The 21,156-nt window shown below is 61.4% G+C and carries 20 protein-coding genes; 5 read left to right on the forward strand and 15 right to left on the reverse strand.

All coding sequences use genetic code 11. The features are described 5' to 3' along the window. Nucleotides 1-69 precede the first annotated feature (69 nt). The 6 genes from ruvX to L1P05_RS01405 form a co-directional block, all read right to left on the reverse strand. Nucleotides 70-492: a Holliday junction resolvase RuvX gene (gene ruvX / locus L1P05_RS01380; protein WP_012847153.1), complete on the reverse strand. Its 423-nt coding sequence runs from the start codon at nucleotides 490-492 to the stop codon at nucleotides 70-72. Next, nucleotides 492-1,055 carry a YqgE/AlgH family protein gene (locus tag L1P05_RS01385; RefSeq protein ID WP_012847154.1) on the reverse strand — a complete coding sequence of 188 codons (564 nt, stop codon included), beginning with the start codon at nucleotides 1,053-1,055 and terminating at the stop codon, nucleotides 492-494. The genes ruvX and L1P05_RS01385 overlap by 1 nt, the downstream gene beginning before the upstream one ends. 227 nt (nucleotides 1,056-1,282) lie before the next feature. Beyond that, on the reverse strand, nucleotides 1,283-2,233 hold the full coding sequence (gshB, locus tag L1P05_RS01390; protein WP_012847155.1) for a glutathione synthase: 951 nt from the start codon (nucleotides 2,231-2,233) through the stop codon (nucleotides 1,283-1,285). Between the two features lie 32 nt (nucleotides 2,234-2,265). Next, a complete protein-coding gene (gene rsmE, locus L1P05_RS01395; protein ID WP_012847156.1) occupies nucleotides 2,266-2,997 on the reverse strand; it encodes a 16S rRNA (uracil(1498)-N(3))-methyltransferase in 732 nt (243 codons plus the stop codon). A gap of 103 nt (nucleotides 2,998-3,100) precedes the next feature. Continuing rightward, entirely contained in the window at nucleotides 3,101-3,814 is a 714-nt protein-coding gene (endA, locus tag L1P05_RS01400) for a deoxyribonuclease I (protein ID WP_012847157.1), read from the reverse strand. A 114-nt stretch (nucleotides 3,815-3,928) separates the two neighbouring features. Continuing rightward, entirely contained in the window at nucleotides 3,929-4,444 is a 516-nt protein-coding gene (locus L1P05_RS01405) for a SprT family zinc-dependent metalloprotease (protein WP_015460760.1), read from the reverse strand. 373 nt (nucleotides 4,445-4,817) lie between these two features. On the opposite strand from L1P05_RS01405, the gene cadB reads away from it, so the two are divergent. Both cadB and L1P05_RS01415 read left to right on the forward strand, forming a co-directional pair. Then, complete coding sequence (cadB, locus tag L1P05_RS01410) at nucleotides 4,818-6,137, forward strand: cadaverine/lysine antiporter (protein WP_012847160.1); 1,320 nt, start codon at nucleotides 4,818-4,820, stop codon at nucleotides 6,135-6,137. 73 nt (nucleotides 6,138-6,210) lie between these two features. Continuing rightward, complete coding sequence (locus L1P05_RS01415; RefSeq protein WP_012847161.1) at nucleotides 6,211-8,361, forward strand: lysine decarboxylase CadA; 2,151 nt, start codon at nucleotides 6,211-6,213, stop codon at nucleotides 8,359-8,361. 73 nt (nucleotides 8,362-8,434) lie between these two features. Here L1P05_RS01415 and L1P05_RS01420 read toward each other — a convergent pair whose 3' ends face one another. From L1P05_RS01420 to L1P05_RS01455, 8 genes are all read right to left on the reverse strand, one after another. Continuing rightward, nucleotides 8,435-9,595 (reverse strand): glutathionylspermidine synthase family protein, encoded by a 1,161-nt coding sequence (locus L1P05_RS01420; protein WP_012847162.1) that lies wholly within the window; start codon nucleotides 9,593-9,595, stop codon nucleotides 8,435-8,437. Nucleotides 9,596-9,598: 3 nt separating this feature from the next. Beyond that, nucleotides 9,599-10,276 (reverse strand): DUF1190 family protein, encoded by a 678-nt coding sequence (locus tag L1P05_RS01425; protein WP_012847163.1) that lies wholly within the window; start codon nucleotides 10,274-10,276, stop codon nucleotides 9,599-9,601. A gap of 169 nt (nucleotides 10,277-10,445) precedes the next feature. Further along, nucleotides 10,446-11,183: an L-fucose operon activator gene (gene fucR / locus L1P05_RS01430; RefSeq protein WP_012847164.1), complete on the reverse strand. Its 738-nt coding sequence runs from the start codon at nucleotides 11,181-11,183 to the stop codon at nucleotides 10,446-10,448. 54 nt (nucleotides 11,184-11,237) lie between these two features. Next, nucleotides 11,238-11,660: an L-fucose mutarotase gene (gene fucU / locus L1P05_RS01435; RefSeq protein ID WP_012847165.1), complete on the reverse strand. Its 423-nt coding sequence runs from the start codon at nucleotides 11,658-11,660 to the stop codon at nucleotides 11,238-11,240. Continuing rightward, nucleotides 11,654-13,117: an L-fuculokinase gene (gene fucK / locus L1P05_RS01440; RefSeq protein WP_012847166.1), complete on the reverse strand. Its 1,464-nt coding sequence runs from the start codon at nucleotides 13,115-13,117 to the stop codon at nucleotides 11,654-11,656. Before fucK ends, fucU begins: the two co-directional genes overlap by 7 nt. Nucleotides 13,118-13,165: 48 nt before the next feature. Continuing rightward, entirely contained in the window at nucleotides 13,166-14,947 is a 1,782-nt protein-coding gene (locus L1P05_RS01445; RefSeq protein ID WP_012847167.1) for an L-fucose isomerase, read from the reverse strand. A gap of 88 nt (nucleotides 14,948-15,035) precedes the next feature. Continuing rightward, nucleotides 15,036-16,340 carry an L-fucose:H+ symporter permease gene (gene fucP / locus L1P05_RS01450; RefSeq protein WP_012847168.1) on the reverse strand — a complete coding sequence of 435 codons (1,305 nt, stop codon included), beginning with the start codon at nucleotides 16,338-16,340 and terminating at the stop codon, nucleotides 15,036-15,038. Nucleotides 16,341-16,399: 59 nt separating this feature from the next. After that, the gene (locus tag L1P05_RS01455) at nucleotides 16,400-16,780 is read right to left on the reverse strand and encodes a hypothetical protein (protein ID WP_155278331.1); all 381 of its coding nucleotides are present in this window, start codon (nucleotides 16,778-16,780) and stop codon (nucleotides 16,400-16,402) included. Nucleotides 16,781-17,358: 578 nt separating this feature from the next. Here L1P05_RS01455 and fucA point away from each other — a divergent pair. Both fucA and fucO read left to right on the forward strand, forming a co-directional pair. Further along, the gene (fucA, locus tag L1P05_RS01460; protein WP_012847170.1) at nucleotides 17,359-18,006 is read left to right on the forward strand and encodes an L-fuculose-phosphate aldolase; all 648 of its coding nucleotides are present in this window, start codon (nucleotides 17,359-17,361) and stop codon (nucleotides 18,004-18,006) included. Nucleotides 18,007-18,018: 12 nt separating this feature from the next. Beyond that, on the forward strand, nucleotides 18,019-19,167 hold the full coding sequence (fucO, locus tag L1P05_RS01465; RefSeq protein WP_012847171.1) for a lactaldehyde reductase: 1,149 nt from the start codon (nucleotides 18,019-18,021) through the stop codon (nucleotides 19,165-19,167). A 62-nt stretch (nucleotides 19,168-19,229) separates the two neighbouring features. On the opposite strand, the gene L1P05_RS01470 is transcribed toward fucO, so the two are convergent. After that, complete coding sequence (locus tag L1P05_RS01470) at nucleotides 19,230-19,799, reverse strand: HdeD family acid-resistance protein (protein WP_012847172.1); 570 nt, start codon at nucleotides 19,797-19,799, stop codon at nucleotides 19,230-19,232. A 401-nt stretch (nucleotides 19,800-20,200) separates the two neighbouring features. Between L1P05_RS01470 and L1P05_RS01475 the strand changes: the two genes are divergently transcribed. Next, nucleotides 20,201-21,118 carry a bestrophin family protein gene (locus L1P05_RS01475; protein ID WP_034168123.1) on the forward strand — a complete coding sequence of 306 codons (918 nt, stop codon included), beginning with the start codon at nucleotides 20,201-20,203 and terminating at the stop codon, nucleotides 21,116-21,118. Nucleotides 21,119-21,156: the final 38 nt, after the last annotated feature.

Here is a 21,156-nt window from a genome sequence, read left to right on the forward strand (position 1 = left end):
CCGCCGGCGCCGCCCTGTGCAGTGTACATGGGGGCAATTATGGCGGAGTCAATCCGTGCCCGGCGCGCATCAGTATGTCTGATGCTCGAACCAGCTCTCCAGGATCAGCGCGGCAGAGGCGGCGTCGACGCGGCCTTTCTCCAGCGCGCGGTAGCCGCCGCCGGCAAACAGGTGGGCACGGGCCTCCACGGTGCTCAGGCGCTCATCCTGCAGGGCTATCTGCACGCCAAAGCGGCCATGCAGGCGATTGGCGAACTTACGCGCCATCTGCGTCAGGGGCTGCTCGCTGCCGTCCATGTTCAGCGGCAGGCCGACCACCACCAGATCCGGCTGCCATTCGCGCAGTACCTTTTCAATCTGCTGCCAGTCCGGGGCGCCGTCGTTGGCCTTGAAGGACTGCAGCGGGCGGGCGCTGCCGGTGAGCTCCTGTCCGATGGCGCAGCCGATGCTGCGGGTGCCGAAGTCGAAGGCGAGAATAGTACGGGGATTCATCAGGCGTGTCCTGCGTTACAAGGCATATTACGGATATCGACCCCCAGCTTTTTCGCCGCGCAAATCCAGCGGTCGGCCAGCGGGGTATGAAATAGGATCTGGCTGTCGGCCTCTACCGTGAGCCAGGCGTTGTCCAGCAGCTCCTGCTCCAGCTGCCCCTTGCTCCAGCTGCAGTAGCCCAGGGTGACCAAAATCTCCTGCGGCTGGCGGTCGGTGCCCAAGGTTTCCAGTACATCGCGCGAGGTGGTCAGCATACAGCCCGGACCAATGTCGGCGCTGGAGCCAAAGGTATCCGTCGGGCTGTGCAGGACAAAACCGCGATCCTCCGCCAGCGGACCACCGGCTAGCACCGGCTTGTCCAGGCGGATGGCGGCATCGCGCGGGGAGGGGGTAATGTCGAGCTTTTCCAGCAGGCTGGACAGCGTGAGCTGCTCCAGGGGTTTATTGATGATCATGCCCATGGCGCCATCCTCATTGTGTTCGCACACATAGATGACGGTGCGTTTGAAGCGACTGTCCTGCATGGCGGGCATGGCAATCAGAAAATGGTGCGCTAGTTTCATGGTGATATTTTCAACTCGCTGTTTTTGTAGGTATCAGTATGCGAATTTTTCCTGCTCAAGTCACGGGGGGCACGGCGGCTATTCGACCTTGCGCATGTCTTGGCCGTCGGATGGCCCAGGCGGCCGCGCCGCTGATAACGCGATAGGCGACGGTGCGCCGGAAAAGCGGAGAGGATAACGCGGGGCACGCGGATACGCGCCCCGCCGGTCGGCGAATGCCGCGGGGATCAGCGAGCGGCCAGACGCGCCTCAATGGCGTCCATCAGCATGCCGGTGATGGAGACCGGGAAGGCCGCCTCGATCTCGCGGGCGCAGGTCGGGCTGGTGACGTTGATCTCGGTCAGGCGATCGCCAATGATGTCGAGCCCGACGAAGATCAGCCCCTTCTCTTTGAGCATCGGGGCCACCTTACGTGCGATGGCCCAGTCGCTCTCGCTCAGGGGGCGCGCCTCGCCGCGGCCGCCGGCCGCCAGGTTGCCGCGGGTTTCGCCGCTTTTGGGAATGCGCGCCAGGCAGTAGGGCACCGGTTCGCCGTCGATGACCAGAACGCGCTTATCGCCGTCGACGATCGCCGGCAGGTAGTTCTGCGCCATACAGAAGCGTTTACCGTGCTCGGTGAGGGTTTCGATGATCACCGACAGGTTGGGGTCATCCTGCTGGATGCGGAAGATGGAGGCGCCGCCCATGCCGTCCAGCGGCTTGAGGATCACGTCGCCGTGGCGGGCGTGAAAGTCGCGCAGGTGCGCGGCGCTGCGGGTGACCAGGGTGTCCGGCGTCAGGTCGGCGAACCAGGCGGTAAACAGCTTTTCATTGCAGTCGCGCAGGCTTTGCGGTTTGTTGACGATCAGGGTGCCGCGGGCCTCCGCGCGCTCCAGAATGTAGGTGGCGTAGATAAACTCGGTGTCGAACGGCGGGTCCTTACGCATCAGGATCACGTCGAGATCGGCCAGGGCAATATCCTGTTCGCCGTCGAAGCGGTACCAACTGGCCTTGTCATCGCTGACGCTGAGCAGGCGGGTCTGCGCGCGCGCCTCTCCCTGCTGCAGATAGAGTGAGTCCATCTCCATATAATGCAGCTGGTAGCCCCGACGCTGGGCCTCCAGCAGCATGGCAAAACTGGTGTCTTTCTTGATGTTAATGGAGGCGATGGGGTCCATTACAATACCGAGCTTAATCATACTATTCTCCTGTCTCTTTCGCGGATTCTGCCTCAGCCCAAATCGCCAAAGCGGACCTGAAGTGCGGTGATGGCGGTAAGCGCCGTCGTCTCGGTGCGCAGTACGCGCGGTCCCAATAGGATATCAGTAAAGCGGTAGTCGGCGGTCATGGCAATCTCTGCCGCCGACAGGCCGCCTTCGGGGCCGATCAATAGCCGAACGCGGGTCAGGGGCTGTGGCAGGGTGTTGATGCTGGCGCTGGCGCGCGGGTGCAGGTTCAGGCGCAGGCAGTCGTCCTCTTCGGCACACCAGGCCTCCAGATCCATCGCCGGACGGATCTGGGGAATGCGGTTGCGCCCGCACTGTTCGCAGGCGGCGATGGCGATTTTCTGCCACTGCTGCTGCTTTTTGGCCATCCGTTCGGCATCCAGACGCACCCCACAGCGCTCGGAGATCAGCGGCGTAATGACGCTGACGCCCAGCTCGATCGACTTCTGAATGGTGAACTCCATTTTTTCGCCGCGCGACATCACCTGGCCTAGATGCAGGTGAAGAGGGGACTCGCGATCCGCCTCTTGCACGTGATTAAGACGTACGCGCACGCTTTTTTTGTCTGCGCTAATGATCTCGGCGTCGAAGACCCGGTTGCTGCCATCGAACAGCTGCAGGGCCTGGCCGGGCCCCATGCGCAGTACCCGGCCAACGTGGTTGGCGGCATCGTCGCACAGGCTGACTTCGCCGGGAATGCTCAGGGGCTGTGGGTGGTAAATACGGGGAATTCGCATGGGGGATCCTCAGGCAGGGTGAAAGGCGTACGCCGGTACGCCGATAGATACAGGGTGCGATTATATACCCGCCCTGCGCCGAGTGGCAGCGGCGGGATCGGGGCTACGGTTTACGCGCGGCGCAGGCCTGCTGCACATAGGGGTTATGGTTTCCCTGCACCGCGGCGACGCGCGCTTCGCGCTGGCACTCCCAGTCGCTGACCGGATACTGGCGATCCCAAACCTCAAACAGGCGGGTCTGCTGCGGGGAGAGGCGGATGTGGTAGCGATCGCGCATATAGAAGTAAGTGCGGGCGATGGCGCCGCGCGCGCGCTCCGGCGGTTCGGCCTGCTTGTTTTTGAAATCGACCTTCATGGTGCACTGGCCATACTGACCCTCGCCGCCGCGCCACTGGCTAAAGGCGAAGTTATTGCGATCGCCGTTGACCTCGCCGATGGCCGGCTGCAGGTTGTGCAGATCGGTCTCGATGCGCACATAGTTGGGGTTCTTGGCGCAGTTTTTCCGACCGCCCTCCTGCCAGCACTGCAGCTGGTGGCCGAATTGCCAGGCCGGCATGACGTGCTCCCACTCGATACGCTCGGCGCGGTGGGCGTTTTTACGCACCTGATAGCCGCAGCTGGCCAGATCGGGGGTGCCTTTTTTCCCCTGCCAGTCGATGCGGCAGCCGCAGTAAAAGGTGCCGGGGGCATCGCGGTTGATTTTGACCGCGGCGGCCTTGGCCTGGGAAAAATTATGGATGGTTTCTGCCTGGGCGCCTGACGTCAGCAGCAGGCTGCCCAGCAGGGTGGAGAGAGCGATGAAGGATTTGGGCGACATATTCTAAAACGGTGTTGGAATGAGAAAGTCAGCAGGGTAGACAATACGCGGTCTGCGGGCAACCTTTTGCGCCCGGCGCGCTTAATTTTTAGAAAACGTGGGAAAGCGTCGCGCCTACGCCGGCGTCGCGTCGGGGGTGAAGCTCAGCGCGGCGCCGCACTGACGGCAGCGGTAGCTGGACTCGCCGCGCTGAACGCGGTTATGGCGGCGCAGGGTCAGCTGGTGCTGCTGGCAGGCGCAGCGGTAGGTGAAGGTGCGTCCGCGCACCGAATCAACGCTGAAGCGGTGGGTTCGCTGCGGCTCCACGCCCAGTATCTCCGCCATCATCCAGCGCCACTCTCTGCCGTGGGGCGCGACGCGGCCAAAGCGGCGGTAGACCAGCAGATGCGCCAGCTCATGGGGGATGACGCTGTCGATAAACGCCTGCCCGTTCTCCTGCAGCAGCACCGGGTTCAGCCGGATTTGCCACTGCTGTGGCCAGGCGGTGCCCGCGACGGTGCCGCGCTGGCGGTAGTCAATCTGGGGCAGCGGGAGGGGTTGATTCAGTCGCTGTTCGGCCAGGCTAAGGCAACGACGCAGGGTGTGCATGACGGCCTGCTGCAGGGCGATGGGGAGTCGTGGCGTGTTCATGGCGGCCAGCATAGCGGTGACGGGGAGGATGTTCAAGGGGCGACGCGCCGTCAAAAAATCGATTAATTAATTTACACAGTTCAGCGTCTCCGCGCGTATCGACGGGAAAAAGGGGGCGTCGTCTGGCGTGCGTCGTCGGGGGAAATAATTATCTTGATGATTATATTGTATATTTATTTCCGTTTATTTTGTGCGGGAATGTGTCTGTGCAATGTGTTGAATTTAAAGGTGAAAAATGATTGTAAAAATATTGTTTATCACGGGAAAAGATTACTTTCTTTTCTATAATTATCTGCGGAGCCTGCCCGTTTACTGACATGCGCTCCAGTGGGCCTGCGTCATGGCCAGTCATCATCATAGGGGAGCGCAGACTATGGCTTCTGTAAAAAAAATCGGGCTTATCGCCTGTACCGGGGTGGTTGCCGGGAACATGATGGGCAGCGGTATCGCGCTGCTGCCCGCCAACCTGGCAAGCCTAGGGTCAATTGCCGTATGGGGCTGGCTGATCGCGCTGGTGGGCGCCGTTTCTCTGGCCTATGTGTATGCCCGACTGGCCACCAAAAACCCCCAGGAGGGTGGTCCGGTTGCCTACGCCGGTGAGGTCGGTGCCGCCTTCGGGTTCCAGACCGGGGTGCTGTACTACCACGCCAACTGGATCGGTAACCTGGCTATCGGTATTACCGCCGTCTCTTATTTATCGACCTTCTTCCCGGTGCTTAACAGCCCGGTACCGGCGGGTATCGCCTGTATCGCTATCGTGTGGATTTTCACCTTCGTTAACATGCTGGGGGGCGCCTGGGTCAGCCGCCTGACCACCTTGGGGCTGGTGTTGGTACTGATCCCGGTTATCGGGACCGGGATCGCCGGCTGGTTCTGGTTTGAGCCAACGACCTATATGGCGAACTGGAACACCTCCGGCGGCACGGATTATCACGCTATTATTAAAAGTATTCTGCTCTGCCTGTGGGCGTTTATCGGGGTGGAGTCTGCGTCCGTCAGTACCGGGATGGTGAAGGATCCGCAGCGTAACGTCCCGCTGGCAACCATGATGGGGACTTTCCTGGCCGGTATCGTCTATATTGCGGCGACGCAGGCTATCGCCGGGATGTATCCGGCCCATCAGATGGCCGCCTCCGGCGCGCCGTTCGCCATCAGCGCCTCGACCATGGTGGGCAGCTGGGCTGGCCCGGTAGTGTCCGCCTTCACCGCCTTCGCCTGTCTGACGTCGTTGGGCTCCTGGATGATGCTGGTCGGTCAGGCCGGCGCGCGTGCGGCCCATGACGGTAACTTCCCGAAAATCTACGGTGAGCTGGACAAGAATGGCCTGCCGAAGAAAGGGCTGTTCCTGGCCGCGCTCAAGATGACCGTTCTGATGGTGCTGATCACCGTGATGAACGCCAGCGGCGGTAAGGCCTCTGACCTGTTCGGCGAACTGACCGGCATCGCGGTGCTGTTGACCATGCTGCCTTACTTCTACTCCTGTATTGACCTGATCCGCTTTGATGGAGCCAACATCAAGAACGTACTGAGTCTGCTGGCGTCCATTCTCGGCTGTGTGTTCTGCTTTATCGCTTTGATGGGGGCCAACTCGATCGAGCTGTCCGGTACCTTTATCGTCAGCCTGATCATTCTGATGTTCTACTCACGTAAGCTGGGCTCCGCACAGGATAAAGGCAGCGCCCCGCGTACTTAACCTCAACCGTGGTTAACCCACCGGCGGCCCCTGCGCCGCCGATGAAGCCAGTGAATTGGTCTGGAGTGTTCGCATGAATATCATTGCCATAATGAATGACATGAGCGCGTATTTTAAGGAAGAGCCGCTGCGCGAGCTGCAACAGGAGCTGGAGAAGGCGGGCTTTCGCATCGCCTATCCGCACGATCGCAACGACCTGCTCAAGCTGATAGAGAACAACGCCCGCCTGTGCGGGGTGATCTTTGACTGGGATAAGTACAACCTGGCGCTGTGTGAGGAGATCAGCGCCCTGAACAAGATGCTGCCGATCTACGCCTTCGCCAATACCTACTCCACGCTGGACGTGAGCATGAGCGATCTGCGTCTGAACGTGCGCTTCTTTGAGTACACCTTAGGCAGCGCGCAGGACATCGCCCTGAAGATCCGCCAGAGCACCGATCAGTATATCGATGCCATAATGCCGCCCCTGACCAAGGCGCTGTTTAAGTATGTTCATGAGGAGAAATACACCTTCTGTACCCCGGGGCACATGGGGGGGACCGCCTTTGAGAAAAGCCCGGTCGGCACCCTGTTTTATGATTTCTACGGCGAGAATACCCTGCGCTCCGACATCTCTATCTCGGTCGCCGAGCTGGGATCGTTGCTGGATCACAGCGGCCCGCACCGCGAGGCGGAAGAGTATATCGCCCGCACCTTTAACGCCGATCGCAGCTATATCGTCACCAACGGGACCTCGACGGCCAACAAGATCGTCGGGATGTATTCGTCGCCGGCGGGCGCCTCGATCCTCATCGATCGTAACTGCCATAAGTCGCTGACCCATCTGATGATGATGAGCAGCGTGGTGCCGCTGTATCTGCGTCCGACCCGTAACGCCTACGGCATTCTGGGCGGGATCCCGCGCCAGGAGTTCACCCGTGAGGCCATCGAGGAGAAGGTGCGTAATACCCCGAACGCCACCTGGCCGGTGCATGCGGTCGTCACCAACTCGACCTATGACGGGCTGTTTTATAACACCGACTATATCAAGCAGACCCTGGACGTGAAGTCGATCCACTTCGACTCCGCCTGGGTTCCCTATACCAACTTCCACCCCATCTATCAGGGTAAGGCGGGGATGAGCGGTGAGCGGGTGCCGGGTAAAGTGATCTATGAAACGCAGTCGACCCATAAGCTGCTGGCGGCGTTCTCTCAGGCATCCATGATTCATGTGAAAGGGATCATCAATGAGGAGACCTTTAACGAAGCCTATATGATGCACACCTCCACCTCGCCTCACTATGGCATTGTGGCGTCGGCCGAGATGTCGGCGGCGATGATGAAGGGCAATACGGGTAAGCGACTGATCGCGAACTCGATCGAGCGTGCGATCCGCTTCCGTAAGGAGATCAAGCGTCTGCGTACCGAGTCGGAGGGATGGTTCTTTGATGTCTGGCAGCCGGACAATATCGATGAGGTGGCCTGCTGGCCGCTGAATTCGCGCAACGACTGGCACGGCTTCAAGAACATCGACGACGATCATATGTACCTGGATCCGATCAAGGTGACGCTGCTGACGCCGGGGATGAAGGCCGACGGCACCATGGACAGCTGGGGGATCCCGGCATCGATCGTTTCCAAGTATCTGGATGAGCACGGGATCATCGTAGAGAAGACCGGGCCGTATAACCTGCTGTTCCTGTTCAGTATCGGGATCGATAAGACCAAGGCGCTCAGTCTGCTGCGCGCTCTGACGGACTTTAAGCGGGTGTACGATCTCAACCTGCGGGTGAAGAATGTGCTGCCGTCGCTGTATCAGGAGGCGCCGGAGTTCTATGAGAACATGCGCATTCAGGAGCTGGCGCAGGGGATCCATACGCTGACCAGCGAGTCTCGCCTGCCGGATCTGATGTACAGCGCATTTGACGTGCTGCCGACGCTGGTATTGACGCCGCACGACGCCTTCCAGGAGGAGGTGCGCGGCAATATTGAAAGCTGTCCGCTGCAGCAGATGATCGGTCGGGTCAGCGCCAATATGATCCTGCCCTATCCTCCGGGCGTTCCGCTGATCATGCCGGGCGAGATGATCACCGAGGCCAGTAAGCCGGTGTTGGACTTCCTGCAGCTGCTGTGCGACATCGGCGCCCACTATCCGGGCTTTGAAACCGATATTCACGGGGTGCAGTGTAACGGGAAAGGCGAATATGAGGTGGTGGTGCTGAAGAATCACGGCGCGCAGGGATAACCCGACGTCGCTGTAGCGAAAAAGGCACTGCCCGTTAGGGCGGTGCCTTTTTTATCGGCCGCGGTTCGCGGCGCTAGTCCAGAATGATGTGCGGGTAGTAGCGCGACAGATCCTGGGTGATGCGGCTGCGATCCTCGCGCAGGCCGATGCCGGCCGGGCTGTCGTTGACCAGCCAGCTGCCGATCAGGGTGTAGCTGTCGCCAAACTGGGGCAGCGGGTGGTACTGCTGCACAATCATGCCCTCTTCGCCGTAGGGGCCGTCGACCCGCTCGATCTCCTGACCGTTTTCGACGATGCGGATGTTGGCGCCCTCGCGGGAGAACAGCGGTTTCACCACATAGCGATCCAGCGGCGGCTGGCTGCCGTCGGCAAAGTAGGCCGGCAGCAGGTTGGGGTGATTGGGGAACATCTCCCACAGCATCGGCAGCAGGGCCTTGTTGGACAGAATGCTCTTCCAGGCCGGCTCCAGCCAGCGCACCCCGGCGTCCTCCAGCTTGGTGGAGAAGATCTCGCGCAGCATAAACTCCCAGGGATAGAGCTTGAACAGGTTGCTGATCACCTGATCCTGGGGGTCGGTAAACTGTCCCTTCTCGCCCAGGCCTATCTCGTCCATGTACAGGAATTCCGTGGCCAGACCGGCCTCTGCGGCGCAGTCCTGCAGGTACTGTACCGTACCGCGATCCTCGTCGCTGTCCTGGCAGCAAGCCATGTGCAGCAGCTGGAAGCCGTGGTTAGCCTTCAGCTCGGCGAAGCGGGCGATCAGCTGCTCCTGCAGGCTGTTGAACTGATCCGCCGCCGCGGGCAGCTTACCGGCGCGCACCTGATCCTCTAGCCAGATCCACTGGAAAAACGCGGACTCATACAGCGAGGTCGGCGTATCGGCGTTATTCTCCAGCAGCTTGGCCGGCCCCTGACCGTCGTAGGCCAGATCGAGGCGCGAATAGAGCGACGGCTGGCCGGAGCGCCAGGAGGCGCGCACAAAGTCCCAGGTATGTTTGGGGATCTGGAAGCGGCTCAGCAGCGCTTCGCTGTCGACGACCTTCTCTACCACCTGCAGACACATCTGGTGCAGTTCGGCGGTGGTCTGCTCCAGGGCTTCTACCTGCGCCATGGAAAACTGATAGTAGGCATCCTCACACCAGTAGGGCTCGCCGTACATGGTATGAAACTGGAAGCCGAACTCGCTGGCTTTGGCGCGCCAGTCCGGGCGCTCGCTGATGGCAATACGTTTCATTGCTTAGCCGCCCATGCTGCGTGAGCCGGTGCCCGTGCCGGACGCGCTGCTGCGCTGCAGGCTGTTCTGCTTGGCGACCGTTTCGCCAAAGCCGCCGCGGGTGACCGTGGTGGTGGTCGCCGGCTTGGGCGCCATCGCTGTTTTAGGCACGTTCATGGTACGGCCGCCGGCGGTAGCCGGGCCGTAGCTCTTGCCGCTGGCGTCGACGAACTGGCCGTTGGCTGGGCTAGCGGCGCCGCGCGGGGTAAACAGCGGCTGCTGGTTAAAACCGCCGCCCATCAGACGCCCCATCATGTAGCCGGCCATCAGCGGCATCCAGAAGCTGCCGCCGCTCTGGGCGGCCTCGGCATTGGTGTTGCCCGTTGTCGGCGCCATGCCCGCCTGCGCCGGCGTCTGAGTGCACTGGCCCTCGCCGAATTCGGCGATGCAGTCCTCGCGCGTGGCGTACTTGGGCGCGGTTTTCGCCGCCTCTTTCAGCGCGTCGTCGTAAGAGGTCTTGCACTGTGCGCTCATGGAGGGGTTCGCTTTGCTGCAGTCGTCGGCGTTTTGATACAGCGATACCGTTTCATCGCTCTTTTCACAGCCGGCCAGCAGGAATACCGCGCTGACGGCCAGCGCCAGCGGTGCCATCTGCCAGCGCTTGCGGAATGCGCTGCGATTAATGTGTTTGGTCCGTTTCATGATGAGGTTCCCCGTTGCGAGCCAAGCAAAAGCCGTGCCCGTCTTTCCCAGATTGCCGATAGCATAGGGGAAAGCTGGTTACATTTAAAGCGCGCCGGGGCGGCGGCGGCGGGATTTACATACGCTGAAGCGGGAATGTGCCGCAGCTCTCTCTTTCGCCCCGTCGCCGTTAGACGCCGCCGTCGGGCAGCGACGCGTCGTCGTCGTGCATATCGGAGATCACCTGCGCGACGTCGTCCAGCGTGCCGATTTGGATTTCGCCGGCGCGGTTGAACTTGCTCTTGTCGATCAGCAGCAGGGACTGCGCGGCGCGCTTGAGCAGCAGCGCCTTGAAGTCGGCGTTATAGGCATTGGACTCCCATAGCCCGCCGCGTCCATCGATCCCCTCACAGGAGAAGATGAACAGATCGATCTCCAGCGCCTTGAGCTGGGAGAGGATTGCCGGGTTGACGTAGCAGGCGTATTTGCGCTGCAGCAGGCCGCCGGAGCTGATCAGCTGAATACGCTGGCGTTTGGCCAGCGCCTGACAGATACGCAGGCTGTTGGTGAATACGGTGATCTCCACGTCGGGGAGCTGTTTGGCCAGGTAGTAGCAGGTGGAGCTGGCATCGAGGGCGAGGGTCATGCCGCTGTCTATCCACTCCAGCGCCTGACGGGCGATCTCCGCCTTGCCGGAGAGGTGGCTCTTGAGCCGGGCGTTGAACGGGTCGCCGCTGTCCTGGGTTTCCCCCCCAAGGCCCGTGGCGCGCCCGTGACGACGCACGATTTTCCCCTGCTTTTGCAGGGTATTCAGATCGCGGCGAATGGTTTCACGGCTGACGTCCAGGCGCTGCGCCAGGGCCTCGGTGCTTAGCGTTCCGTGCTCGGCCACCAGTTGGACGATGGCCTGATGACGATCGTGTTTCATCTTCTGCTCCCGGGAGAGGCCGCCCGCGTCATGGCGGGCGGCGACGGGGAGAGATTACGGGGTCACGCCTTTTTTTAACAGGATATTGCCATACTTGGCACGCTCTCCTGTGATAACGATCGCAAAGGCCTGCTGCGCGCGCTGGTAGAAGGCGAAGCGGTCGATGCGGGTCACCGGCTGCGCCGGCGCGTCGGCAAACAGGGCCGTGAGGTAGCGCGCCTCGACGGCCGGATCGAGCGTGTCGCCCTCGACCGCCGCCATCATCACCAGCGGCGGCGCATAGCTGTCCAGCTCGAACAGCGGGATGATCGCCGCCAGCAGATCGCTGACGCTCAGGCCGTCGGCGCGGATCACCTGCGGTCCCATGGCGTGGGCTGGAAAGTGGGCGTCGGCGAAGATGATTTCATCGCCGTGGCCCATCTCGGCCAGGGTTTTCAGCAGCTGAGGGGAGATCAGCGGGGAGATATTTTTCAGCATGTGTGGCTCCTGATGGGCGCCGTGGGCTGCAGCGCCTGATACTGCGCCCGCTGTTCGCCCGGGATGTAGTCGTGATAGGTAAAGGTGACGGCTTCGCGCGCCCGATCGGCCGAGGCGTAATAACCGGCGCCGCTCCAGGCGAACAGCGCCGCGCCCAGCACGGTGGTTTCCGCGTTGGCCAGCACGCGCACCGGAATGCCGAGAATATCGGCCTTAATCTGGTTCCACAGGGCGTTGCGACTGCCACCGCCCACCAGCAGCAGGCTCTGAGCCTGAAAGCCCCCCAGGGTCTGTAGGGTGTGCAGGTTGTGGCGTAGCTGCCAGCCCAGGCTTTCCAGCGCGGAGCGGTAGAAGTGGCCGCGCCCGCTGTTGAGGGTGACCCCCTGCCAGCCGGCGCGTCCGTCGGACAGCAGCAGCTGGCTGTTCATCCGCAGTCCATCACAGCCCGGGGCGACGGCGGCGGCTTCGGCGATCATGCTACGGTAGGCCTCCTGGCGCGCCGCGTCGGGCCAGTAGAGCTGGCGGATCCACTCCAGGACGCCGGAGGCCAGCCACTGCAGTCCGGGGTTAAACAGCCCTTGGCAGCTGTCCAGCTCACAGGTGGAGCCGCGGTGCTGCGGCAGCAGGGCGGTGTTGACCTGCGGGGTGCGCACCATCAGGATCTCCCAGGTACCGGAGGAGAGCACCGGCTGCTCCAGCCCGGCGCCGGAGCCGAACAGGGCGAACTGGGTGTCGTGGCCGGCGGCGATCACCGGGATCCCCGTCGGCAGGCCGAGGAACTGCGCCATCGTCGGCAGCAGGTGGCCGATGTGCTCTCCGGCGGCGACCATGCGCGGAAACAGGTCGCTGCGCAGGCCGGTGCTGCGCAGGATAGTATCGCTAAAGAGTTCGTTGCGTACGTCCAGCAGTTGGCTGGTTCCGGCCATGGTGCGGTCGGTGGTGAACTCGCCGGTCAGGCGCTGGTTGATCAGCGAGGAGATGAATAGCCAGGCGTGCGCCTTCTCCAGCAGCTCCGGGTGGTGGTGTTTGAACCACAGCAGTTTGTACAGGGTATTAAAGCTGAACTGCCCGATCCCCGACAGGGTCTGCAGCGTTTCGGCGGAGATATAGCGTTCGATCCCCTCCATTTCGGCGGTGGTGCGCGGGCATTTCCAGCTGATGACCGGGTAAAGCAGCTCACCGTGCCGATCCACCAGGGCGCCGTCGACGCCAAAGGTGGTGACCGTCAGCGCATGTATGCGCGCGTTGGCGAGCTGCGGTGCAATCTGGCGGCAGCAGTCGGCGAAGCGCTGCAGAATGGCCTCCAGCGACCAGACATGCCAGCGGGCGTCTTCGGCTCCGGCCTGGCTGGCGTTGGCCTGCGCGGCCTGGGCGACGACGTTGCCGTGCGCATCGACGGCGATGGCGCGCACGTTGGTTGCGCCGCAGTCCAGAACCAAAACAACATCATGAGTCATACCGCCTCCTTGGCAAAAAAGCGGGCGGCGTAGCGCCGCCCGGCAGCATCAGGCGCGCTTGTACAGCGGGCCGTAGTTCTGGCAGGCGCGGTAGTCCTGACCTTCGCTGTCCATCCCGTGGGCGGCCCAAGCGGAGGGACGGTAGATGGCGTCATCGGTGACGTTGTGCATGCATACCGGAATGCGCAGCATGGAGGCCAGGGTAATCAGGTCCGCGCCGACGTGGCCGATGGTCAGAACCCCGTGGTTGGCGCCCCAGTTGGCCATCACCGAGTAGACATCCTTGAACGGGCCATTGCCGGTCAGGCGCGGCACGAACCAGGTGGTCGGCCAGGTGGCGTTGGTGCGGTTGTCGAGGATATCGTGCATCTCCTCCGGCAGCTCGACGCTCCAGCCTTCGGCGATCTGCAGCACCGGCCCGACGCCCTTGATCAGGTTGACGCGGCTCATGGTGAAGGGGACGCCGCCGCGGGTCAGGAAGCGGGAGGAGAAGCCGCCGCCGCGGAAGTATTCGTGGATGGCCGGGCACCACTCCGTCGCGGCCAGGCAGGCGTCGGCCTCCTGCTGGCTGATCTGCCAGTGTGGCTTGATGGTCGGGTGCCCCTCGGCGTCCTGCTGACGGCAGGTGCCGTCCAGCGCGGCGGAGCCGGAGTTGATCAGGTGGATGATGCCGTGCTCGGCCAGCCCCTCCAGCCTCTGGCCGGTGACGCGCTCGACCGCCTGCGGCGACCAGTAGGTGCGGACGTCGGCAAAGATCTGGGCGGTGCCGGTGAGCATGTGGCCGAACAGCATGGCGACGCCGTTGAGGCTGTCATTTTCGGTCGCCACCACCAGCGGACGGCGTACGCCGTGCCAGTCAAAGGCGCTGTTGAGCAGCGCTTCGGCGGTGTCGCCGTTGGGGTATTGATCGGTCCAGTGGCGCTGCCCTTGGAACCCGGCGGCCACGGCGTTATAGCCCAGCGCCTCCTCCTCCCAGCCCCGTTCGGCCAGCTTCGGGTTGCCCTGCATCATGTCGCGGATGCAGATCGCCATCAGCAGGCTTTCGCGCAGCACGCGGCGGTTCTCCTCCGGCGAGCGACGATACTGCTCGGCGTTGAGATCCGGGCCGTAGCGGAAGTGAGCATCAGCCCACTCAAGGGCCAGGGCCAGCTCGTCTTGGTCATAGATTTGGTTATCGATGCGGCGGCGCAGCTCGGTCATATCGACGGCCTGCACCTTCATGCCCAGCCAGGACTCAAAGAAGTCGTGATCGACGATGGAGCCGGCGATGCCCATCGACACGCCGCCCAGCGACAGGTAGCTTTTCCCTTTGATTCCGGCCACCGCCAGCCCGGCGCGGGTAAAGCGCAGCAGCTTCTGCTGCACGTCGGCCGGGATGCTGTCATCGCCGGAGTCCTGCACGTCATGGCCATAGATGGAGAAGGCCGGGATCCCTTTCTGGCTGTGGGCGGCCAGCGCGGCGGCCAGATAGACTGCGCCGGGGCGCTCGGTGCCGTTGAAGCCCCAGATGGCCTTGGGACGCAGCGGATCCATGTCGATGGTTTCGCTGCCGTAGCACCAGCAGGGGGTCACGGTAATGGTCAGACCCACGTTGCTGCGGCTGAATTTCTCTTCGCAGGCGGCGGCTTCGGCCATGCCGGCGATGCAGGTATCGGCGATCACGCATTCGACGGGGGCGCCGCAGGGGTGGCGCAGCTGTTCGCTGATCAGGCGGGCGGTCGCCTGCGCCATCTCCATGGTCTGTGCCTCCAGCGATTCGCGAACGCCCATACGGCGGCCATCGATGGCCGGACGGATACCTACTTTCGGCAGGCTGTGTTGCTTGTTCATGCTGTTACCTCGTCGTAATCGGTGAGTGCTAATCAGGGTCGGCATCGCGGCGCGGGGCGGGGATGCCGACAGCGTCGGTGTTGGGGCGTTATGCCCGGTGGCCTTTAAAGCCAAAGTGAATCAGATAGACGAATCCCAGCAGCGGGATAAGGAAAGCCATGCGGATCCCGGCCATATCGGAGATTTGGCCCATCAGGGCGGTCAGCACCGCGCCGCCGAGGATCGCCATGATCAGGCAGCTGCCGCCGAACTGGGTGTCTTTACCCAGTCCGTGCACCGACAGACCGAAGATGGTCGGGAACATCAGGGACATACAGGCCGATACGGCCACCAGACCATAGACCCCGGCGATGCCGCCGACGAACATCACCAGCAGCAGGCTGGCGGAGGCCAGGCTGGCCAACAGGCCCAGCAGGATGGCCGGAGAGACGAATTTCATCAGGGCGGTACAGACGAAGCGGAAGGCCGAGAACAGCACGATAGAGAGCAGCAGGTAGGTGGAGGCTTCGGCCTCGTTGCCGCCCATCTCCGCCATAACGTAGCGGATGGTATAGGACCAGCAGCCGATCTGGGCGCCGACGTAGAAGAACTGCCCCACGACGCCGCGGACGAAGTACCCCTTGCTGAGCAGGCGACTAAAGCTTTGTTTCAGCGTACTTTCTGCGCTGCTGCTGTCGTGGGCGACCGGCATACGGGTAAAGGCGATGGCCAGCCAGACCATGATGATCACCAGGGCGACGACAACGTAGGGCCCCATCACCGCGGAGAGTTCGGCGGACTGGATAGAGGCCAGCGCATCGGGATCCATGACGGTACGCTCGGCGTCGGTGGCCGGGTTCAGCTGGGCCAAAATATAGAATTTGCCGATCAGTACGCCGGTGATCGAGCCGATGGGGTTAAAGGACTGCGCCAGGTTAAGGCGGCGGGTCGCGGTCTCCTGGGGGCCCATCGCGATGATATAGGGGTTGGCGCTGGTCTCCAGAATGGACAGACCGCCGGCCAGGATAAACAGGGCCAGCAGGAAGGGACCATAGGCCATGATCTGGCTGGCCGGGTAAAACAGCAGGGCGCCGCTGCAAAACAGCCCCAGCCCCAGCAGAACGCCGGCCTTGTAGCTGAAGCGTTTGATAAACAGCGCCGCCGGCAGCGCCAGGCAAAAATAGGCGCCATAGAATGCGGTCTGTACCAGGCCTGACTGCATGTCCGTCAGGGTGAAGACCTTACGGAACTGGGCAATCAGCACATCCGTCATATTATTGGCCAGCCCCCACAGGGCAAAGCAGCTGGTTAATAAGACAAAGGGGATTAAAATATTTTTAGGAACGACGGCGATTCGCTGTGCCGCCGAGGCAATGTTTCCTGCGCTAGTACTCTTGCTCGTTATATCGGACATGACTAACACTCCACATTTGTATCGGGTAGGGTGGGTCTAATTATTTTGCGGAGATAGGATTAATCGTCCGCTTCAGTATAATCGGTATGGCTGCTAATGATTTGGCCAACAGGTGCGACGTTTGTTAAGCTGGGCTTACCTATTTTTCGCCTATTCGATGTCAGCATGTCGTTATCCTTGACATCAATAAGCGACGGCGTGGTTTTTGCGCAAAATACATTCGATAAAAAAGAGAATATATTTAATAAATTAATACGCGATACCCTGCCGTGTAGCCTGAGGCGCACCTCTGCCGCGATAGCGGTGCCTTGGTCGACGCGACGTAGAATAATGAGCAGGCTTATCAGCGCTATGTTCGGCATCGTCCGCGGCGAATTTTCGCCGTCGCCGCTGACGGATGTGTTTGCATAACATATTGATGATAATGCGCTTGCTCTCATTCTTCCCTCATCTCTTTTGGCCTGGGAAACGCGAGATTTCTTTGGCCAGCACCGTTTATGGGTATGCGGCATCCATCCGCTGACAAATGCGCCTACATCATGCCCTGTTGCCGTAACGCAGAGCTATTTTCAAAATAAAAAAGGTTCGAAAATATGAATCAAATCACATTTGATCCTCGCGGGTGGGGAAGTGTGAAGGGAGTCACTCTATGTCGATTAAATAGATGACCGTTTTCGTCGCTATTTAATTTAAATACACACATTGAATGACCGAATAGGCATTTTTTATTTTAAACGGTCAATTGTTAACAGCGCACAAATAATTGCCCGTTTAGTCGCTCTTTGACTGAAACGGACATTTTTTACGGCGGAAATTGGTCTGTTTTTAATTAAGGTGGCAAATAGTCTTGATGACGGTCACAAAATAATGCGCTGTAGTTTCCTCTTTCGTTATTCAGGCGAAATATGTGCACAGACAAATAGCGAACTTACCGCGATAGGTCTCTGCCGATCGCCCTGCGCCCACCGCAGGCGTGGGCAGGCAGACGTGTCCGGTATCACCCTGAGAGAGGTTAACCATGGAAAGAGAAACACTGGCGCGCGCCATTATTGATACCTGCCTGGAGATGACGCGTCTTGGGCTGAATCAGGGCACGGCAGGCAACGTCAGCGTGCGTTACCGCGACGGCATGCTGATTACCCCGACCGGTATCCCCTATGAGCAGCTGCGCTGCGATCAAATCGTCTATGTGGATGGCGAGGGGCAGCATGAAGAGGGCAAGCTGCCCTCCAGCGAATGGCGTTTTCATCTGGCCGCCTATCAGGCCCGCCCTGATGCCAATGCGGTGGTCCATAATCACGCGATTCACTGTACCGCCGTGTCGATCCTGAACCGACCGATCCCGGCGATCCACTACATGATCGCCGCCGCCGGCGGCAACACGATCCCCTGTGCCCCCTACGCGACGTTTGGTACCCGTACCCTGTCGGATTACGTGACTGAGGCGCTGAAATACCGCAGGGCGACGCTGCTGCAGCACCACGGCCTGATCGCCTGTGGAGAAAACCTGCAGAAGGCGCTGTGGCTGGCGCACGAGGTCGAGGTGCTGGCCCAGCTGTACCTCGCCACCCTGGCGATCGTCGATCCGGTGCCGGTGCTCTCCGATGAGGAGATCGCGGTGGTGCTGGAGAAATTCAAAACCTATGGCCTGCGTATTGAAGAGTGAGGGGGAGTGACCATGGCACATCGCATGATCCTGAACGAAACGGCCTGGTTTGGCCGCGGCGCCATCGCCGAGCTGCCTGCGGAGATCCAGCGGCGCGGCTACCGTAAGGCGCTGATCGTCACCGACGCCACGCTGGTCGCCTGCGGCGCCGTCGCCCGGGTGACAAAGCACCTGGATAGCGCCGGCCTGGCCTACGCCCTGTTCGACGGGGTGGTGCCCAACCCGACGATCCGGGTGGTACAGCAGGGGTTGGCGGTATTCCGCGACAGCGGGGCCGACTACCTGATCGCCATCGGCGGCGGTTCGCCGCAGGATACCTGCAAGGCGATCGGGATCATCAGTAATAATCCGGCGTTCGAGGATGTACGCAGCCTGGAAGGGTTGTCGCCGACCACGCGTCCGAGCGTGCCGATTCTGGCGGTGCCGACCACCGCGGGAACTGCGGCGGAAGTGACCATTAACTATGTGATCACCGATGAAGAGCAGCGGCGTAAGTTTGTCTGCGTCGATCCGCATGACATTCCCCAGGCGGCCTTTATCGATGCCGATATGATGGACGGTATGCCGCCGGCGCTGAAGGCGGCCACCGGCGTCGATGCGCTGACCCATGCGATAGAGGGCTATATCACCCGCGGCGCCTGGGCGCTGACCGACGCGCTGCACCTGAAGGCTATCGAGATGATCGGCGGTGCGCTGCGCGCATCGGTGAACGGCGATGCCGAGGCGGGCGCGACGATGGCGCTGGGGCAGTACGTCGCCGGCATGGGCTTTTCCAACGTGGGGCTGGGGCTGGTACACGGCATGGCGCATCCGCTGGGCGCGTTTTATAACACGCCGCACGGCGTGGCCAATGCCATTTTGCTGCCCCACGTAATGCGCTATAACGCCGGCGCCTGCGGCGAGAAGTTCCGCGATATCGCCCGCGCGCTGGGGGTCGCCTGCGACGATCTTAGCCTGGATCAGGCCGCGGCGGCGGCGATCGCCGCGGTCGAGGCGTTAAACCGGGACGTAGGGATCCCGCCGAGCCTGCGTGAGGTCGGGGTATGTGAAGAGGATATCGTGCGTCTGGCGGAGGCCGCGCTGGCGGACGTCTGCACCGGCGGTAACCCGCGCAGCGCGACGCTGCGGGATATCGAGCAGCTTTACCGTCAGGCTTACTGAGTCGGCGTGTTTAAAAGCAACGGGGCGCCCTATCGCGCCCCGTTAGTCATGGGAGAGGGCGCTTAGCGTTGCTTCAGCAGCTGGGCGACCTGGAACAGGCTGAAAGAGCTGAACAGCATTTCGATACCGACGATCATGGTGACCAGCAGTATGGAGCCCTGTGGTCCGGCGCTTATCAGCATCCAGGCGATCAGGAGATCCAGCAGGCCGATGATGACCTGCAGCCAGCCGCCGTGGGCGCCCTTGAGCTTAACGCCGGCCATCAGGCGGGCGATCCCCCCCAGCGCAAACAGGGTCGCGACCAGGACCGCGACGGTGAACAGGCCGACCTCTGGGCTGCGGATGAAGATAAAGCCCATCACCAGATAGGCAGCGCCCATTAATATCCCACCGATCATCGGCCAGAGGTTATTGGCCCGATTGGCAATCATGCCGATGATAAGCCCTACGCCGCTGAGCAGCAGCAGAATGCCGACCACGGCGCTCAGGGCGTTGCCGGAGGCCAGCGGACGGAACAGGCAGAACAGGCCGCCGAGCAGCAGCAGCAGCGACAGGATCAGCAGTGAGACGCGCTGTTGCTTAAGGAAGCGCGGATCCAGCTGCAGCAGACGGTTGCGATCGAAGTAAATCATGGTGACTCCCTAACCCGCCAAACGGGCGTTCCTGACAGGGGACCCGGTGCCCCGCTGTCCCGTTAGATGGTGCATCACACCGTCGCATACGTTAACGGTATGTTTGCTATTAATAATCCATGATCGGCCAGGCTGCAAAAAAAGAGTGCAGTCGCAGGAGAATGGCCCTGGCAACGGTGACTTCCAGCGCGTAACCGTGAAGCGACAGTATTTTCTGCCGGGAGTATAGGCAGTATGGCGTTTTTTTCCTCACCCGTTCGCCGCGGAGGGATCTGCCTGTTGCCGCTGCGCGCGACACAGGCGTACACTGGCGCGCCGCCGCCCCGTACCGCGCAGGGACGGCCGTCGTAGGGATGTTCCCCCAGTCATGTGCGCGGTGTCGTTTTTCCGAGTAATTCAGTATGATCGTTAGACCCCCCCAGCACTGGTTCCGGCGCCTGTTCGTCTGGCACGGTTCGGTGTTGCCGAATATTCTTTTTCGTCTCAGCCTTAATTTCATGGTCTCTTGCCTGGCGGTGATGTGCTACCTGTGGCATGAGGATTTTAACGTTAACCTGACGCTGGGCCCCTTCAGCCTGCTGGGGGTGGCCATCGCCATCTTCCTCGGCTTTCGCAATAACGCCAGCTATGCCCGCTTTATTGAGGCGCGGGTGCTGTGGGGATCGCTGCTGATCACCACCCGCTCTCTGATGCGCCAGGCCATCAGTCTGATGCCGCATCCGGGCGGCGAGCATCGGCGCTTCGCCATGCTGCTGACCGCGTTCTCCTATGCGCTGAAGCACCATCTGCGCCATGAACCGATGGCCATGGAGCTGACCCGTCTGCTGCCCTCGCAGGATAAGGCGGCGGTGCTGGGGAGCTGCTCCCCCTGTAACCGGCTGCTGCAGCTGATGGGGCAGTGGCTGGGCGAGCAGCGTCGGCGCGGCTACCTGAGCGATATCGACTTCCAGACCATCGACACTAACCTGAACCAGCTGTCGGTGATCCTGGGGGGCTGTGAGCGCATCTCCAATACGCCGATCCCGTTCGCCTATAGCCTGATAGTCCATCGCACGGTGTATGTGTTCTGCGCGCTGCTGCCCTTTGCTCTGGTCTCCGATCTGCACTATATGACGCCGCTGGTTTCGGTGTTTATCTCGTATACCTTCATCGCCCTGGATGCCCTGGCGGAGGAGCTAGAGGACCCGTTTGGCATCGAGGCCAACGACCTGCCCCTGAACGCGATGGCCCATACGATCGAGGCGAACCTGCGCGATATGATCAACGATCATACCCACCTGGCGCGTATCTGCCCCGACAGCCACTGTCGGCTGGACTGAGTCTCTCCCGCGCAAAAAAAAACGGGCGGATAATTCCG

It is taken from the genome of Edwardsiella piscicida, assembly GCF_021733145.1.
Taxonomy (GTDB): Bacteria; Pseudomonadota; Gammaproteobacteria; order Enterobacterales; family Enterobacteriaceae; genus Edwardsiella; species Edwardsiella piscicida.